This is a genomic window from Rhizobium sp. L1K21 (assembly GCF_024055895.1).
Taxonomy (GTDB): domain Bacteria; phylum Pseudomonadota; class Alphaproteobacteria; order Rhizobiales; family Rhizobiaceae; genus Ensifer_A.
Genome location: NZ_JAMXLE010000005.1, coordinates 150106 through 166700, shown reverse-complemented (window position 1 = coordinate 166700; position 16595 = coordinate 150106). Strand labels below are relative to the sequence as shown.

The 16595-nt window shown below is 58.0% G+C and carries 14 protein-coding genes; 8 read left to right on the top strand and 6 right to left on the bottom strand.

Features of this window, described 5'->3' with window-relative positions; genetic code table 11:
- Window positions 1-193: 193 nt before the first annotated feature.
- Window positions 194-3955 carry a methionine synthase gene (gene metH / locus NHF56_RS19275; RefSeq protein WP_252807623.1) on the bottom strand — a complete coding sequence of 1254 codons (3762 nt, stop codon included), beginning with the start codon at window positions 3953-3955 and terminating at the stop codon, window positions 194-196.
- A 171-nt stretch (window positions 3956-4126) separates the two neighbouring features.
- Between metH and NHF56_RS19270 the strand changes: the two genes are divergently transcribed.
- Window positions 4127-4504: a hypothetical protein gene (locus NHF56_RS19270; protein ID WP_252807621.1), complete on the top strand. Its 378-nt coding sequence runs from the start codon at window positions 4127-4129 to the stop codon at window positions 4502-4504.
- 33 nt (window positions 4505-4537) lie between these two features.
- Here the strand turns inward: NHF56_RS19270 and NHF56_RS19265 are convergent, their stop codons facing one another.
- A complete protein-coding gene (locus NHF56_RS19265; protein ID WP_252807619.1) occupies window positions 4538-5434 on the bottom strand; it encodes a LysR family transcriptional regulator in 897 nt (298 codons plus the stop codon).
- Between the two features lie 271 nt (window positions 5435-5705).
- Between NHF56_RS19265 and NHF56_RS19260 the strand changes: the two genes are divergently transcribed.
- From NHF56_RS19260 to NHF56_RS19230, 7 genes are all read left to right on the top strand, one after another.
- Window positions 5706-6581: a methylenetetrahydrofolate reductase gene (locus NHF56_RS19260; RefSeq protein WP_252807617.1), complete on the top strand. Its 876-nt coding sequence runs from the start codon at window positions 5706-5708 to the stop codon at window positions 6579-6581.
- Window positions 6582-6768: 187 nt separating this feature from the next.
- Entirely contained in the window at window positions 6769-7323 is a 555-nt protein-coding gene (rfbC, locus tag NHF56_RS19255) for a dTDP-4-dehydrorhamnose 3,5-epimerase (RefSeq protein WP_252807673.1), read from the top strand.
- Between the two features lie 41 nt (window positions 7324-7364).
- Window positions 7365-8168 (top strand): aldolase/citrate lyase family protein, encoded by an 804-nt coding sequence (locus NHF56_RS19250; RefSeq protein WP_252807615.1) that lies wholly within the window; start codon window positions 7365-7367, stop codon window positions 8166-8168.
- 296 nt (window positions 8169-8464) lie between these two features.
- Window positions 8465-9715: a plasmid partitioning protein RepA gene (gene repA / locus NHF56_RS19245; RefSeq protein ID WP_252807613.1), complete on the top strand. Its 1251-nt coding sequence runs from the start codon at window positions 8465-8467 to the stop codon at window positions 9713-9715.
- A complete protein-coding gene (gene repB, locus NHF56_RS19240; RefSeq protein WP_252807671.1) occupies window positions 9715-10797 on the top strand; it encodes a plasmid partitioning protein RepB in 1083 nt (360 codons plus the stop codon). Before repA ends, repB begins: the two co-directional genes overlap by 1 nt.
- 300 nt (window positions 10798-11097) lie before the next feature.
- Window positions 11098-12312, top strand: a complete 1215-nt coding sequence (repC, locus tag NHF56_RS19235) for a plasmid replication protein RepC (protein ID WP_252807612.1) — start codon at window positions 11098-11100, stop codon at window positions 12310-12312.
- Between the two features lie 76 nt (window positions 12313-12388).
- Entirely contained in the window at window positions 12389-13294 is a 906-nt protein-coding gene (locus tag NHF56_RS19230) for a hypothetical protein (protein WP_252807610.1), read from the top strand.
- 3 nt (window positions 13295-13297) lie between these two features.
- On the opposite strand, the gene NHF56_RS19225 is transcribed toward NHF56_RS19230, so the two are convergent.
- From NHF56_RS19225 to NHF56_RS19210, 4 genes are read right to left on the bottom strand one after another with little or no spacing between them, the layout of a single operon-like run.
- Complete coding sequence (locus tag NHF56_RS19225; RefSeq protein WP_252807669.1) at window positions 13298-14002, bottom strand: ABC transporter ATP-binding protein; 705 nt, start codon at window positions 14000-14002, stop codon at window positions 13298-13300.
- Entirely contained in the window at window positions 14002-14745 is a 744-nt protein-coding gene (locus NHF56_RS19220) for an ABC transporter ATP-binding protein (protein ID WP_252807607.1), read from the bottom strand. Before NHF56_RS19220 ends, NHF56_RS19225 begins: the two co-directional genes overlap by 1 nt.
- Window positions 14733-15692 carry a branched-chain amino acid ABC transporter permease gene (locus tag NHF56_RS19215; RefSeq protein ID WP_252807605.1) on the bottom strand — a complete coding sequence of 320 codons (960 nt, stop codon included), beginning with the start codon at window positions 15690-15692 and terminating at the stop codon, window positions 14733-14735. The genes NHF56_RS19220 and NHF56_RS19215 overlap by 13 nt, the downstream gene beginning before the upstream one ends.
- Window positions 15692-16573 carry a branched-chain amino acid ABC transporter permease gene (locus NHF56_RS19210; RefSeq protein ID WP_252807603.1) on the bottom strand — a complete coding sequence of 294 codons (882 nt, stop codon included), beginning with the start codon at window positions 16571-16573 and terminating at the stop codon, window positions 15692-15694. Before NHF56_RS19210 ends, NHF56_RS19215 begins: the two co-directional genes overlap by 1 nt.
- Window positions 16574-16595: the final 22 nt, after the last annotated feature.

Genomic DNA, 16595 nt, shown 5'->3' with positions numbered 1-16595 from the left:
GAATCCAGCGCGTGCAAACGGATTTTCCGCCGGGTCATGACAGAGGTAAGATCGAGATGGCGTGGGCAATGTCCTTCTACCCTTGGGGAGAAGGTGGCCTGAAAGGCCGGATGAGGGGTTCCCACACAATCATAAGCGAGAACCCGTCATCTGCCCTGCGGGCATCTTCTCCCCAAGGGGAGAAGAAAATCCGTCATTCGGCGGCCTGCACCTTGGGGCCGGGGACATAATTGAGGATGGGCCCGAGCCAGCGCTCCACCTCTTCGATGTCCATACCCTTGCGCGCGGCATAATCTTCCACCTGGTCGCGCTCGACCTTGGCCACGCCGAAATAATAGCTTTCCGGATGGCTGAAATAAAGGCCGGAGACGGAAGAGCCGGGCCACATGGCCATGCTTTCGGTGAGTGTCACGCCAGTCGTCTTTTCTGCGTCCAGTAGGCGGAAGAGCGTGGTCTTTTCCGTATGGTCGGGCTGGGCGGGATAGCCAGGCGCAGGACGAATGCCCTGATAGGGCTCGCTGATCAGCTCCTGCGGCGCAAAGGTTTCATCGGCACCGTAACCCCAGAGTTCCTTGCGCACCATTTCATGCATGCGTTCGGCAAAGGCTTCGGCAAAACGGTCGGCCAGCGCCTTGACCATGATGGAGGAATAATCGTCATTGGCGCGTTCGAAACGTTCGGCAATGGCCACTTCCTCAATGCCTGCGGTCACCACAAAACCGCCGAGATAGTCTTCCCTGCCGCTGTCCTTCGGAGCCACGAAATCGGAAAGCGCCACATTGGGCCGTCCATCGCGCTTGGAAAGCTGCTGGCGCAGCGTGAAGAATGTGTCGAGCTTTTCTGCGCGGGTCTCATCTGTGAAAAGCTGAACGTCATCGCCCACCGCGTTCGCTGGCCAGAAGCCAACCACGGCGCGCGGTGCAAACCACTTTTCGTCGATGATTTTCGTCAGCATCGCCTGTGCGTCGGCAAAAAGCTGGCGGGCAGCTTCGCCCTGTTTCTCATCCTCGAGAATGGCCGGGTAGCGGCCCTTCAACTCCCAGGTCTGGAAGAAGGGTGTCCAGTCGATATAATCTGACAGTTCGGCCAGATCCCAGGTCTCGAAGGTTTTTGTGCCGAGGAAAGAGGGCTTCGGCGGGGTATAATTTGCCCAATCGATCTTGTGGGCATTGTCGCGGGCCGCGGCATAGCTGATGCGCCGCTTGGCGGCTTCGGCCTTTTCGTGGGCTTCGGCCACTTTGCGGTATTCCTCCTGAATGGCGGTGACGTAACCGGGTTTCTGCTCATCGCTCAGAAGATTTGAGACTACCCCCACGGCGCGCGAGGCGTCCGTCACATAGATTGACTGACCGGCCTTGTAGCGCGGATGGATCTTCACCGCAGTGTGCACCCGGCTTGTGGTCGCCCCACCGATGAGAAGCGGGATATCAAAACCCTGCCGCTCCATTTCAGAGGCCACATGCACCATTTCGTCGAGTGACGGTGTGATCAGGCCGGAAAGGCCGATAATATCGGCATTATGCTCGCGGGCGGTCTGCAGGATTTTTTCGGCCGGGACCATCACGCCAAGGTCGATGATCTCGTAATTGTTGCAGGCCAGAACCACGCCAACGATGTTCTTGCCGATATCGTGCACATCGCCCTTCACGGTTGCCATCACCACCTTGCCGGCGGTCTGGCGGCTGCCGCTGCTTTGCTTTTCCGCTTCCATATAGGGCAGCAGAACGGCAACGGCCTGTTTCATCACGCGGGCGGATTTCACCACCTGGGGCAGGAACATCTTGCCCGCGCCGAAGAGGTCGCCGACCACATTCATGCCCGCCATCAGCGGGCCTTCAATCACGTGCAGCGGGCGCTCGGCGGCTTGGCGGGCTTCCTCTGTGTCGGCATCGATGAATTCGGTGATACCGTTGACGAGGGCATGTTCCAGCCGCTTTTCAACCGGCCAGGTGCGCCAGGTGAGGTCCTTTTCCTTGGCTTCCTTTCCGGCTGCACCCTTGAAGCGTTCGGCAATCTCCAGAAGCCGCTCGGTCGCATCGTCGCGACGGTTCAGCACCACATCTTCGCAGGCTTCGCGCAGTTCCGGCTCAATGGTTTCATAAACGGCAAGCTGACCGGCATTGACGATGCCCATATCCATGCCTTCCTGAATGGCATGATAGAGGAAGACGGCATGCATGGCCTCGCGCACCGGCTCATTGCCGCGGAAGGAGAAGGAGAGGTTGGACACCCCGCCCGACACATGCACATGCGGCAGCGTTTTGATGATATCGCGCGTGGCGGCGATGAAGTCTGCGCCGTAATTGTTGTGTTCCTCAATGCCGGTGGCGACGGCGAAGATATTGGGGTCGAAAACGATATCTTCCGGGGGGAAGCCGACCTCTTCCGTCAAGAGCTTGTAGGCGCGGGTGCAGATTTCCACTTTGCGCGCATGGGTATCGGCCTGACCCTTTTCGTCGAAAGCCATGACCACGATGGCCGCGCCATAGGCCTTGGCAAGGCGGGCCTGCTTGAGGAAGCTTTCCTCGCCTTCCTTCATCGAAATGGAATTAACAAGCGGTTTGCCCTGAACGCATTTCAGGCCTGCCTCGATCACTTCCCATTTGGAGGAATCGATCATGATCGGCACACGGGCAATATCGGGCTCTGCGGCCACCAGGTTCAGATAGTCGACCATCACCTGTTTGGAATCGATGAGACCCTCATCCATGTTGATGTCGATGATCTGCGCGCCGTTTTCCACCTGACTGCGGGCAATATCGAGCGCTTCGGCATAATCGCCGGCAGTGATCAGCTTGCGGAATTTGGCCGAGCCGGTCACGTTGGTGCGCTCGCCCACATTCACGAAGGGAATTTCATCCGTCAGCGTGAAGGGTTCAAGGCCGGATAGACGCATGTGGACCGGCAAATCGGGGACTTGGCGCGGCGGGTATTTCGACACGGCCTCGGCAATGGCGCGAATATGCTCCGGCGTGGAGCCACAGCAGCCGCCAACAATGTTGACGAGGCCGTCGCGCGCAAACTCCTCGATCTGGGCAGCCATGAATTCCGGGCTTTCGTCATATTCGCCGAAACTGTTGGGCAGGCCTGCATTGGGATAGGCGCAGGTGAATGTGTCGGCAACCGATGAAATCTCATCCAGATGGGCGCGCATGGCGTTGGCCCCGAGCGCACAGTTGAGGCCGATGGTGAAAGGCTTGGCGTGGCGCACCGAATGCCAGAAGGCCGTCGGCGTCTGGCCGGAAAGCGTGCGGCCTGAAAGGTCGGTGATGGTGCCGGAAATCATGACCGGCAGATCAACGCCCTTTTCCTCGAAAATCTCCGAACAGGCGAAGATCGCAGCCTTGGCATTCAGCGTGTCGAAAATGGTCTCAATCAGAATAATGTCGGAGCCACCATCGATGAGGCCGCGAAGCTGTTCGCCATAGGCAATGCGCAGATCATCAAACGTGACGGCGCGGTAGCCTGGATTGTTAACATCCGGCGATATGGAGGCCGTGCGGTTTGTCGGGCCGAGCGCGCCTGCCACAAAACGGCGCTTGCCGTCTTCGGCTTCAGCGCGTTTGGCAGCGCGTTTGGCAAGGCGTGCGCCATCCCGGTTCAATTCATAGACCATATCCTCCATGCCGTAATCGGCCTGGGCAATGGAGGTGGAGGAGAATGTATTGGTCTCGATAATGTCTGCGCCGGCAATGGCGTAGCGATAATGGATCTCTTCAATCGCTGCTGGCTGGGTGAGGATCAGAAGATCGTTATTGCCCTGCTGATGGCAATCGCAGCCGCCGAACCGCTGACCGCGAAAGTGATCTTCGCCAAATCCCAGCCCCTGGATCTGCGTGCCCATAGCGCCATCCAGGATCAGAATGCGCTCGCGGGCTGCGGCCTCCAGTGCAGCGCGTGCATCGACTTGCTTTTCCTTGGCGCCTTCGAACAGGCGGTCCATCGTCTCAGACATAGTCACTCCATCCACATAAAGATATGTTTATGTCATTATATAGAGACTTGAGCTGATTGCAAGCGCCGCAAGAGCCTTGTAACGCTGGGAACAAACAGATGCGCGTTAGCATTGTCTAATCAAGCAGGCCGAACGCAGGAATGGATCGGCCAGGAACTTGAGGAGCGTGTCATGAAATCTGTTGCTTTTGCCGTATTTGGTCTTGCCGCAGCGCTTGCAGCCACCTCTGCAGTCGCCACCGTCGGAACCATGATCCACAACCAGTCTCAGCCAAGTTCGCTCGAGACATTTTCCGACATGGTGCCGTGGACCTCCACGCCGAAGCGGGTCGATGTGGCCGATCAGAATCTGGAACGCCTGCCGCCGCGCTACTCGTCCTATGTGACGGATCCGGGCTCCTTGAAAACCGCCGCGAATTCAAGCCGCTTTGTGGTTTATGGATCGATGGGCAATGTGGCGGTTTCTGAAAAGTCTGGCCGGACGCCGATGCCAACGGACCAGACTGCTCTGCTCGAGCCTGAAAGTACTGTTCTTGCGGAAACCAACTAAATTCGGCGCAGGGTTATATCGACTGGTGGGTTCTCAGACAGTCTGACCCTGCACCTCTTCAGCCAGCCACGCGCGAAAGGCTGCAAGCGGGGGATAATCGGCCCGCGCTTCAGGCCAGACGAGCCAATAGGACCCTGCTCCGGCGATGGAGCGCTTGAGCACGGGTTGAAGCCGTCCTTCACGGATTTCAATATCAGCCAGAAAATCGGGCAGCAGCGCCACGCCAAGCCCGGCGATCGCCGCTTGCGTCATCGTGGCGAACTGATCAAACAGCATGCCTGTTATGGGCGGCGTATCGGCCCCTTGCGCGGCAAACCAGCTGCGCCATGCCGTCGGCCGCGTTTCGAGCTGCAACAAGGCCAAGCCCTTCAAATCGTCAGGATGGTTGATCGGGTGTTCAGAAGCGACCGTTGGTGCGATGCATGCCGTCATCCGTTCTTCGAACAATCGCAGGTGATCGGCCTCGCGCCAGTCGTCCGCCCCGAAATGAATGGCAGCATCGAATGTTTCTGCCGCAAAATTGAAACGCTTCAGCCGGGTAGCAAGATTGATCGTGATGCCCGGATGTTTTGCCAGGAAATCGCCCAGCCGCGGGGCCAGCCAACGGGTGCCAAAAGCAGGCAGGATGGATAATGAAAGTGCGCCGCCGCCCGGATTGGTCACGAACTCCATGGACGACCGCTGAATGAGATCAAGCGCACGCGTCACATCGCGGCCATAGGCTTGTGCGGCCTGGGTGGGAACCAGCCTCTGGCGATGCCGCTCGAAAAGCGTGTGGCCGAGCTGATTTTCCAGGTTCTGAACGAGCCGGCTCACCGTGCTTTGCGTGAGATCCAGTTCACGCGCAGCCGCAGCCGTTGAGCCGGTGCGCAAGACGGCCTCAAAGGCAGATAGAAGGCTGATCGAAGGCAGAAAGCGTCGCGGTCTCATGGCTATTCATCTGATACATGGTTTTGAAGAGGATTATTGCCATTTTCTCTGCCGTGCAAGCATAGCACTCATATGCTGCGCTTCGCCGCGCGGGGCGAAATGAAATGGTATGGCCAATATAGGGGGGCCTACCAAGTGCATCACTGTATACATAATGTGGTGAAATTGCTCCTGCCGGACCACATTTTCGTTGCAATGCCCGCCTCAAATGCTAATCTCCAATCAGCAATGTATACAGTTAAAGCTGGCCGCTTGGGAGGGCGTTTTGCGAATGGCACGTTCAAATCTGGCATTTCAGCCCCGTGAGGGCGACATGGTGAGCACCTCGCTCATCAACAATTATTCCATCGAAATCACGGCCAAGGATGCAGCCGCGCTGACGGAAGCGCGCGATCTGATTGCGCCCGGCACGCAGGTATCGGTGACATTTCTGCCGGGTGAAGAAATGCCGGCACGTGTCGCTGCGGCAAAGCAGGTCAAGGCGCTCGGTTTTGTGCCGGTGTCGCACATTTCCGCGCGGCGTATTAAGTCCGAGGCAGAACTCGAACAGTTTCTCGATGCGCTCGTGTCAGAGGCTGAAATCACCAATGTCTTTGTTGTTGCAGGCGACCCCGACAAGCCTGAAGGCCCTTATAATGATGCCCTTGCCGTCATCCAGTCGGGTCTTCTGGAGAAATACGGTATCCGCAAGGTCGGTATTTCCGGCTATCCGGAAGGCCATCCGCAGATCGGCATGCCGCAACTGTGGAAGGCGCTGACCGACAAGCAGGCAATTCTGCAGGAAAAAGGGCTCGATTTCGACGTGACCACCCAGTTTGCCTTCGATGCCGATCCGGTTGTGCGCTGGATTGAAGATGTGCGGGCAGCCGGCGTCCATGCCCCGCTGCGGGTCGGCATTCCGGGACCTGCCAGTGTGAAGACGCTGATGCGCTTTGCAGCGCGCTGTGGCGTTGGAACCTCGACGAAGGTGATGGCGAAATACGGGCTTTCAATCGGTAAGCTTCTGTCTAATGCCGGCCCGGACTCTCTCGTGCGGGATCTCGAGACTGCCATTGATCCTGCCCGCCACGGCGACGTTCGCCTCCACTTCTACCCCTTCGGCGGTCTTGCCAAGACGGGTGAGTGGATCCGCGAATATTCCAAATAATGAAATCAGCGCGCGTGCTTGAGTGCATGCGCTTTTTCCTTCTCTGCTTTATCCTGTGGGAAGAGGCAAGAAGTTTGCTGTTCAGCATGCATGTCTTCGCGCTCCTCCCTTTTAAATGCTTTGCTTTTTGAATAGCGTCCGGAAAACAGCTGCCCCGCCGGCGGCTTTCTTGGAAGGAATTCAGGCATTGAAGGTTGAGGCGCTCGCAATCCCCGATGTGAAGAAAATCACACCCAAACGTTTGGGCGACAGTCGTGGCTATTTCGTCGAACTGTTCAAGGATGCCTGGTTTCGCCAACACGTCGCCGATCTTACCTTCGTTCAGGACAATGAATCGCTATCGGCCGAAGTTGGCACCATCCGCGGCCTGCATTTCCAGACACCGCCATTTGAGCAGGGCAAACTCGTTCGCTGCGTAGCCGGCGCGCTTGTGGATGTTGCCGTCGATATCCGCAAAGGCTCGCCCACTTTCGGCCAATGGGTGGCGGCGGAACTGACGCCGGAAACCGGCGACATGCTCTGGGTGCCACCGGGCTTTGCCCATGGTTTTGCGACGCTCAAACCCTCGACCATCATCAATTACAAGGTGACGGCCCCCTATAGTGGCGAACACGACAAGGGTGTTAAATGGAACGATCCGGCAATCGGTGTCCAATGGCCGCAATTTGAAAAGACGCATCTTTCGGCTAAGGATGAAAAGCAGCCGCTGCTGGCTGAATTGCCTGATTATTTCAAAATCTGAGGGGGTGGCCCCGGTAAATCGAATCGACTGGAGAAGGTGTGGTGGCAAACAGGTTAAAAACGCGCATTTTGGATGGTGAATTTGTCACCGCCGCATGGGTTCATTTCGGTTCGCCCGATGTGGCGGAAGCAATGGTTGCTGCCGGCTGGGATGTGATTGTCATCGACGGTGAACATGGTATTGGCGATGTGGAGCAGTGGATTGCAATCGCCAGAGCCGTTGAGAATGCCGGTGCTGATGTGATCCTGCGCGTTCCCCATGGCCAGCCGTGGCTGATCAACCGCGTGATCGACCGCGGTATCCGCTCCATCATCGTTCCGCGTGTGAACACTGCTGCGCAGGCGCGCGAAATTGCCGATGCCTGCCGTTATCCGCCGCATGGCAATCGCGGTTATGCGGCAGCCATCACACGCTCCTCCAGTTTCGGCACACGACCGGATTACGGTCTTGTGGAGGCGCATGAGGAAGTCTTCCTGATGGTTCAGTGTGAGCATTTTGAAGCCGTTGATAATATTGCAGAAATGGCTTCCGTCAAAGGCGTTGACGGTATCTTCATAGGCCCCAATGATCTGGCCGGGTCTGTCGATCGCATCGAGCGTCTGGACAGTCCCGATGTTGTCCGATTGCTCGAGCGGATCGAGAAGGAATGCCGTCATCAAGGCAGGTTGCTTGCCACGATAACCGGACCCGGACGTGGTTACGGCGAGTTGCGGGCGCTCGGCTATGGCCTGGCCGTCGGTGATAGCGACGTTGGAGCGCTCATGCGGGCAACGCGATCGGGACTTGAAGACCGCGATGCCGCGCTCGGCCTGGACAGCGCAGAGATCAAGGTAACGGGCTATTAGAGGCCCCTTTTTTATGGACAAACGCCGTACTCTATGAGCTTGCGTGGAGCTAGCGTTAAGAAATCGTTAACCAAAAAGTTCTTGACGCGACTCGTGTCCTGCTTCACGTTCGCCTACGGATAAGGGCGTCTATCGTCGATCTTGCCGTAAGTAGGGAATATCTCTGTAATTGTTTTGGTGCCGCGTATCTCTTCATCAGGCCATTTTTTCTGGCGGTGAATTTTCCCCGCTGCGCTTTTGCAGCTTACGCTGATTGTATCGATTCGCGCAGATTGTGAATGAATGGAGATCAAAGGATGGGGCAACCCTCCACCAACCCGAAAGAGGATATGCAGCCAATGCGTCCGGCAGATGAGGCAATTGCGGCGGATGCCGAAGCGCTCTCCGCGCAGCTTCAGGCAATGCGTGACCGCATTTTTGCGCCCACATCCCAGAAAACACTGCGCCGGTTCACCTCGGGCGAGGCGGCAAAACTCGTCGGTGTGTCCGACGGCTACTTGCGCCAATTGTCGCTGGCAGGCGAGGGGCCGCAGCCCGAGGTCGGGGCAGGCGGGCGGCGTTATTATTCGCTCGCCGAAATCGATGCCTTGCGCCACTATCTGGCCGAGCAGGCACTGGCCAAGGGCAATGAGGCCAAGGCGCGCGGTTATGTGAAATGGCGTGATCCCGCGCGCGGCGAACATCTGCAGGTGATTTCGGTCACCAACTTCAAGGGCGGCTCGGGCAAGACCACCTCATCGGCGCATCTGGCGCAATATCTGGCGATGAACGGTCACCGCGTGCTGGCCGTCGACCTGGACCCTCAGGCGTCTCTTTCTGCCCTTTTCGGCTATCAGCCGGAACTTGATCTCTCCGGCAACGACACGCTCTACGGCGCCATCCGTTATGACGAGGAGATCCGGCCTCTGAGCGAGATCGTTCGCAAGACCTATTTCCACAATATCGATCTGGTCCCCGGCAATCTCGAATTGCAGGAGTTTGAACACGCCACGCCGCGCGCACTCTCGTCCCGCAAGCCGGGCGATGATACAGCGCTTTTCTTCACCCGCGTGCAGGCCGCATTGGCAAGCGTTGGCGACAATTACGATGTTGTCGTTCTCGATTGCCCGCCGCAGCTTGGTTATCTCACTCTGTCGGCCCTTTGCGCGTCGTCGTCGGTAATTGTCACCGTGCATCCGCAGATGCTGGACGTGGCCTCCATGAGCCAGTTTCTGTTCATGACCTCCGACTTGTTGAATGTGGTTCGCGAGGCGGGCGGCACGCTGAACTTCGATTTCCTGCGTTATCTCGTCACCCGCTTTGAGCCGCATGATGGGCCGCAGGCGCAGATTGCCGGTTTTCTGCGCTCTCTCTTCGGCGACCGGGTGCTGACAGCGCCGATGCTGAAATCAACGGCGATTTCCGATGCCGGACTGACCAAGCAGACGCTTTACGAAGTGGGGCGTGAAAACTTCAGCCGTGGCACCTATGACCGCGCGATTGAGGCACTGGATGCCGTGAATGCCGAAATTGAGGAATTGATCCATTCCGCATGGGGGCGTGTATGATGGCTGCGCGAGACCGCAAGAACTCGCTCAAAGCGCTGTTCGGGGAACCGTCAATGCCGGCGCCGGCTCCTGAGACGAAGTCGCAACCTGCAACTGCTGCGCCTGCGGCTGACACGGCCCCGGCCAACGCGCCTGCGGGAACTAGCCATCAGCCGCAACGGGCATCGTCGGGCGCGGTCAAGGCGATGGGGCTTTCACTCAACAATCTGAGCCGGGAAGCCGATGAGGCCCGCGCCTTGCGCGAGGCGGTGGAACAGGGCGAGCGCATCGTCGATCTCGATCCCGCCCGCATTGTCTCATCATTCGTGTCCGACCGGCTGAGCGAGGGCGAAGAGCATGATCCGGAATTCCTGAGCCTTGTGGAGAGCATGCGCGAAAGCGGTCAGCAGGTGCCGATCCTGGTCCGCCCGCATGCTGAAGAGGCCGGACGCTTCCAGGTCGCCTATGGCCACCGCCGCCTCAAGGCCGCCATCAGGCTGGGTCGTCCCGTCAAGGCGATCGTGCGGGCGCTCTCCGACGATGAGCTGGTGCTGGCCCAGGGCAAGGAAAATGCCGAGCGGCGCAATCTGAGCTTCATTGAGCGGGCGCTGTTTGCCAAATTGCTGACGGAGCGCGGCTTTGACCGCAAGCTCGTAGGCGAGGCGCTGACGGTGCAGAAGAGCGAACTTTCGCGTCTCCTGCAGGTGGCCGACGCCGTGCCGACGCGTTTTGCCCGCGCTGTAGGCCCAGCGCCCAAGGCAGGGCGTGAGCGCTGGATGGCGCTTGCCGAAATCTTCGAGAAGGACGTTGGCGCGGAAAGCGACAAGGCCGCCGACCTGATCCACTCCGATGCCTTCAAGGCCGCCGACACTGACAAGCGTTTCCAGCTTCTGTTCACACGACTGAAGAAGAAGCCGGTTTCCACCAAGTCAGAGCCAAAGACGATCAGAGCGGCGGACGGGGCAGTGATTGCCCATCTCGACCACAGCGGGAAGTCCGCGAAACTGGCGTTCTCATCCACGCTCGCACCGGAATTCGTCGACCGTATCGAAGGCCTGATTATTGAAGAATATGCCCGTTTTGCGAAAGACAAAGAGGGCTGATTTCACCCCGTTTTCACCCTTGAAGACGGATTTTTGAAACTGAAAAAGGAAGGAAAGAGCAAGGGACAAGAAAAAAGGACCTCCAAAATGTCACCATTCCGGAAGCCCTCTCCAATGTAGCAATTCGAGAGAATCACTTCCAAGGTTCAAAGTCAAGTATCGACAGCGGTAATCGCTGCTTCGAGCGTATTCTTTTTGTGACTTTTCTGGAGAGGGATATCAGGCCGGCGGCAGCATGAAACCTGTCGTGTCGGGACGCGTATCTTTACATCCTTTTGGTGCCTCTCTTCAGGGGATATCATGACTGAACGACTTGCAACGACGCCATTTGGCGGCGGGCAGATGTCTGCGCGCCTGTTTGCCCGGCAGATGGCTGTCTCCAGGCGTCAGGAAGAACTGGCAAAGGTCAGCGGCGGCAATGATGGTGCACCGGCAGACAAGTGGCAGTTGCTGCGCGCGCTCACCGAAGCGCGGGCCGTCTACGGTCTCAGCGACCGCACCATCATGCTTCTGGAAGCACTTGTTTCCTTCACGCCTGAGCGTGAACTGGATGGTCGTCAGCCGATCATCGTATTTCCCTCCAACAGAGAGCTTTCGCTGCGCGCACGCGGCATGGCACCGGCCACGATCCGTCGTCATCTGGCTGCCTTGGTGGATGCGGGCATGGTGTTTCGGCGCGATAGCGCCAATGGCAAGCGCTATTGCCGGCGCGGCGATGATGGCCAGGTGGAAGACGCTTTCGGCTTCGACCTTGCGCCGCTTGCCCTGCAGGCGTCCGAAATCTACGAACATGCGGAAGCCGCCCGCGCCGAGGCAAAAGCGGTCCGCGCCATCCGCGCCGAGATCACGCTGCATCAGCGCGACCTTTCCAAGATTATCGAGATTGCTCTGGAAGAGGGCCGTCAAGGCGACTGGCCGGGTTTTACCGAACGACTGGCCCGTTTGACTCCGCCACTGTCGCGCAATGCACCGCTTAGTCTTCTAAAAGGACTTCGCGAGGAGCTGTTGTACCTTCGGGGCGAGGTGGAAGACAGCTATCTTCAATCTATCTCTGAAGAAGAAATGAGCGCCAATGATCGTCATTCTGAGCGCCACCATCAGAATTCAAATGCTGACCAGATATCTGAATCTAGCGGCAATGAAAAAATGGATGTGGCGGGCATATTGCAAGAAAAAGCGGCGCCGGAACAGAAGGCGGCGATCAGCCTGAAGAAATTGCGGCGGATTTGCCCGGAAATCTGGGAATATGCCCGCGATGGCGTGTCGAGCTGGGCCGATCTGATCAAGACGGCTGATCTGGTTCGCTCCATGCTGGGTGTTTCGCCGGATGCCTGGGCGAAGGCGCGCTCCGCGATGGGCGAACAACAGGCCGCCGTGGTGATAGCCGCCATTCTGGAGCGCTCCGACACGATCCGCTCGCCGGGTGGTTATCTGCGCGATCTCACCCGCAAGGCCGAAGCTGGTGCATTTTCCATTCTTCCCATGCTCAATGCGCTGGACCGGAAGCAGGAATGAACTCGTGAGGCTCGCACAAGTTCAGGTTTTTATGACGTAGTGGCTGAGAATTGCTGACTTCGGAAGGATTGCGATCATGACAGCGCAGATGGCGGAAAAGACGGCGGCGGAAACAGCGCCCGCCCTTCGCATCTATCAGCCCTATCTCGATGCGGGCCAGAAGGCGCGGCTGGCGAGCGACGCGATTGCCTTCGACATTTCCTTCAACACTGCGCCCAATGCCCGTGAATATGAACTGTTCAAGGCTTTGTGGGAGACCGAAAAATCAGCCAATCCGCGCGACTTTTGGGGCCTTGTGTCGAGCAAATTCGAGCTCAAATCCCCGATCGGTTTTCAGCAGTTTCGTGAGGCTGCGCAAAAGGCGATGCAGGAGGGATTTGATTGTTATCTCATCAATCCAATGATTGGCCTCTCCGCGCTCTACGAAAACGGCAAGGAACATGCCGAACTTGGCGGACATCCCGGTCTCGAGCCGCTTTATGCAAAACTGGGCGAAATGGGTCTTCCGGTCAGCGCGCCGCAAAATCACAGGACGTTTTTCTATTGCAACTACGTCGTCGGCAATCACCGCTTCTGGACAGGTTATTTTGCCTTTTGCGATGCGGTGGTTGCCAAATTCGAGAATGAAGCAAAAAGCGGGACGCCGGTTGGCAAAGTCTATGCCGGGAATGGCAATTACGGACGTGACGAAAGTGCCAGCATGCGCCCCTTCCTGATCGAAAGGCTGATAGGCTTTTACCTGAAAATTGCCGAAACCAAGGGGCTGAAAGTCGCCGCCTACCGGCCAACCGTTGAGGATTTCGACGCAAAATTCGGCGTGCGGCTCGGGCGCAAGCTGGAACGTCTCTTCCGCGCCAAGGAAGCTTTTGTTGCCACCGGCGATGAGAGACTGCGCAATGCGTGGCTCAGCAACCGCCATGCCGTGATGGAAAATGCGCCTCTTGTCTGGATAATGGATGATCCGCCGAACTGGCTGCTTTAAAGCTTAAACACCCACATATTTCTGCAGCAGAGCCGGATTGTCCTTCAACACGTCAATTGCCACCGTTTCGCGGATTTCACCGTGATCCATGAAGGCGACAGTGTCGGCCACTGGGATCACCGCATCGACGCGCTGTTCGACGAGCAGAATGGCCTTGCCCTCATCGCGCAGCTTGATCACCACATCGCGAATGGCGGCAATGGCCGATGGCATCAGTCCTTCGGTCGGTTCATCGAGCATCAGCACGCTGGGCTCGATGCAAAGAGCGCGGGCAATTGCCAGCATCGTCTGCTCGCCGCCCGAAAGCGTGCCGGAGACCTGATTGATGCGCTCGCGCAGAACCGGGAAGTAGCTCAGCGCATGCTCAAGCGCCTGTTTTCCGGTGCTGCGGGTGAGAAGGCCAATTTCGAGATTTTCCCGCACGGTGAGCTCGGAAAAGAGCCGGCGGCCCTGTGGCACATAACCGATGCCGTGCTTGGGTATTTCATACGCCGGTTTCTCGCTCAGGTCATTGCCGTCGATGAGGAGCTTGCCCTTGCGTGGTGGAATGATCCCCATGATGGATTTGAGCGCCGTGGTTTTGCCCGCGCCATTGCGGCCGAGCAGACAGAGCACCTTGCCGCCTTCGAGGCGAATGGAAAATTCCCGCAGCGCCTGGCTCTGGCCGTAGAACGTGTCGAAGCCGATGACTTCCAGACTTGCCGCCATCATTCGTCTCCCCGCCCGAGATAGGCGTCCTGTACCGCGCGGTTGGCGCGAATGTCTTCCGGGCTGCCCTCGGCGAGAATGCGGCCCTGGTTCAAAACGGTGATCCGGCCAGCCAGTGTCATCACCACATCCATATTGTGCTCGATCAAGAGAATTGTCGCGTTTTGCGCGATCTCCTTCACCAGATCGCAGAAATCGGAGACTTCGCTGTCAGAGAGGCCCTGGGTTGGTTCATCGAGAATGAGAAGTTCCGGCTGCAGCGCCAGCCCCATGCCCACTTCCAACAGCCGCTGGTGGCCGTAAGCGAGTTCACCCGCCTTGCGTTCTGCAAACTGGCTCAGTCCCACACGAGCCAGAACCTTTTCGGCCTCCGCCCTGATGCGCCCCGCACCGGTTTTTTCGCCGGAATTGGAAAGGCGGCTTTGCACGGCAATCGCGACATTCTCGATCACCGGAAAATCCTTGTAGATATTGGTGATCTGGAACGTGTAAGCAATGCCCCGGCGCACGCGCTTGTAGGCCGGCAGCCTGGTGACGTTTTCGCCTAGGAATTCGACTTCGCCCGCAGTCGCTTCGGTGCGGCCCGAAAGCAGCGAAACGAAGGTGGATTTGCCCGCACCATTTGGGCCGATGATGGCGCGGATTTCGCCCTTTTCGAGCGTGAAATCGACGCCGTCGACAGCCTTGATGCCGCCGAAATGGCATTTGAGGTCTTTGGTCTTGAGAAAGGTTACGTCAGCCATGGCAGCCACTTTTCCTTGATCGTGCCGAGCAGACCCTTGGGGAACCACAGCGTAAGCGCGATCAAAATCAAACCGAGGAAGAGGAAATAGGCACTCGTCACTTCGCTCAGGCGGTCGATGAGCGTTGTCATGAGAATGGAGCCCAGAAGCGGGCCAAGCAGGGTGCCCGCACCGCCGAGAAGCGTGAAAAGCAGCGCCTCGATGGAATATTGGATGCCTGCAAAGGTCGCGCCGATATAGCCAAACAGAATAGCGTAAGCCGCCCCTGCCATGCCCGCTATCGTGCCGGAAACGGTGAAGGAAAAGAGCTTGGCGGTCAGAACGTTGTAGCCCAGCATCTCGGTGCGCGCCTCGTTCTCGCGGATCGCATTGAACAGACGTCCATAACGGCCCTGGATGAGAATGAAACTGACGACAATGGTGATGGCAAGCAGCAGGACGGCGATGTTGTAGCGCGTCGCTGCATCCGTCAGGTCGATAGTCAGGCCAAGGAAATCGAAGCTGCGCGAGGCCTGCGGCATGGTCAGCCCTTCCGAACCGCCCGTTTCCCGGTTGAAATAAAGGATCGCCAGATAGCCCGCCTGTGCCAGCATGAGGGTGAGGATCATGAAAGAGTCGCGCACCGTGCGAAGTGCGATCACGCCGATGATGACGGCCGCGACGAACGACATGAAAATGGCAAAGACAAAGGCAAGCGGCACCGACCAGCCGAAGTGATAGATCGGCAGACCGGCGGCATAAACGCCGGCACCAAAGAACATGGCATGACCAAGGCTCAAGAGCCCGGTATAGCCAAACAGAATATTGAACCCGGAGGCGAAGATGCCGAGCACCATCATGCGGGTGAGCGTGAGAATGGCATAGTCACTGATGACGAACTGCAGCAGGAACAGGAGAACGAGCACGGCCAGGTGCAGGATCAGGCTTTTCATCATACCGGCACCCATCAGCGTTTCGCCTTGGCAAAGAGGCCGTTTGGCTTGAAGACAAGCACCATGGCAACGAAGAGCGTGGAGACGATCTTGGCCAGTGTCGGCGAAAAGAAGACGGAGAGAATGCCGTCAGACAGGCCGATGAGAATGGCGGCGAAAATGGTGCCTTGAATGCTGCCAAGCCCGCCGATGATGACCACGGTGAAGGATAAGAGCAGCGGATCAAGGCCCATGAGATAATGCGCCTGCTGGATCGGCACGATCAGCACGGCACCAATTGCGGCAAGACCCGCACCGATGGCGAAGACGAAAGAGTAGACCTTGCGGACGGGAATGCCGAAGGCAAGTGCCGTTTCGCGGTCAAACTGTGTTGCCCGCATCAACAGGCCCCACTTGGTGCGTTTCAGCACAAACCAGATCACACCGAGCAGCACACAGGCTGCGGCAATGACGAACAGCTTGTAGGACGAATAGCCGAACCAGGGCAGGCGGATTGTGTAATAAAAGGGCGGATCGACAGGCCGCGCATCCGCGCCATAGGTCATCAGCACGCTTTGCTGGATCACGTAAAGGAGCCCGATCGTGGCAACGATGGTGGCTTCGGGATTGTAGTTCAGCCGCGTGAGGATCAGACGGTCTGCCACATAGGCGACCGCGCCGACTGCCAGCGGGCTGATGATGAGGGCGGCGATAAAGCCGATGGCGGGATCGCCCGGCATATTGGTGGCCACAAACCAGGCAATGACGGCGCCCAGCATGAAGAACTCGCCGTGCGCCACATTGACCACGCGCATGACGCCGAACACCAGCGACAGGCCCACAGCCGTCAGCACCAGCACGGAAGCCTGGACGAGACCTTCAAGCGTTGCGAGGAATAAGAAGGGACCGAAACCCATTACGAAAACCTTGTTTGTGGAA

What these genes read in the sequence shown, in the direction of transcription:
- repB (WP_252807671.1), top strand. Translation starts at nt 9,715, where the DNA reads ATGGCTGCGCGAGACCGCAAGAACTCGCTCAAAGCGCTGTTCGGGGAA.
- NHF56_RS19260 (WP_252807617.1), top strand. Translation starts at nt 5,706, where the DNA reads ATGGCACGTTCAAATCTGGCATTTCAGCCCCGTGAGGGCGACATGGTG.
- NHF56_RS19270 (WP_252807621.1), top strand. Translation starts at nt 4,127, where the DNA reads ATGAAATCTGTTGCTTTTGCCGTATTTGGTCTTGCCGCAGCGCTTGCA.
- NHF56_RS19210 (WP_252807603.1), bottom strand. Translation starts at nt 16,573, where the DNA reads ATGGGTTTCGGTCCCTTCTTATTCCTCGCAACGCTTGAAGGTCTCGTC.
- repC (WP_252807612.1), top strand. Translation starts at nt 11,098, where the DNA reads ATGACTGAACGACTTGCAACGACGCCATTTGGCGGCGGGCAGATGTCT.
- NHF56_RS19215 (WP_252807605.1), bottom strand. Translation starts at nt 15,692, where the DNA reads ATGGGTGCCGGTATGATGAAAAGCCTGATCCTGCACCTGGCCGTGCTC.
- metH (WP_252807623.1), bottom strand. Translation starts at nt 3,955, where the DNA reads ATGTCTGAGACGATGGACCGCCTGTTCGAAGGCGCCAAGGAAAAGCAA.
- NHF56_RS19265 (WP_252807619.1), bottom strand. Translation starts at nt 5,434, where the DNA reads ATGAGACCGCGACGCTTTCTGCCTTCGATCAGCCTTCTATCTGCCTTT.
- NHF56_RS19225 (WP_252807669.1), bottom strand. Translation starts at nt 14,002, where the DNA reads ATGGCGGCAAGTCTGGAAGTCATCGGCTTCGACACGTTCTACGGCCAG.
- repA (WP_252807613.1), top strand. Translation starts at nt 8,465, where the DNA reads ATGGGGCAACCCTCCACCAACCCGAAAGAGGATATGCAGCCAATGCGT.
- NHF56_RS19220 (WP_252807607.1), bottom strand. Translation starts at nt 14,745, where the DNA reads ATGGCTGACGTAACCTTTCTCAAGACCAAAGACCTCAAATGCCATTTC.
- NHF56_RS19230 (WP_252807610.1), top strand. Translation starts at nt 12,389, where the DNA reads ATGACAGCGCAGATGGCGGAAAAGACGGCGGCGGAAACAGCGCCCGCC.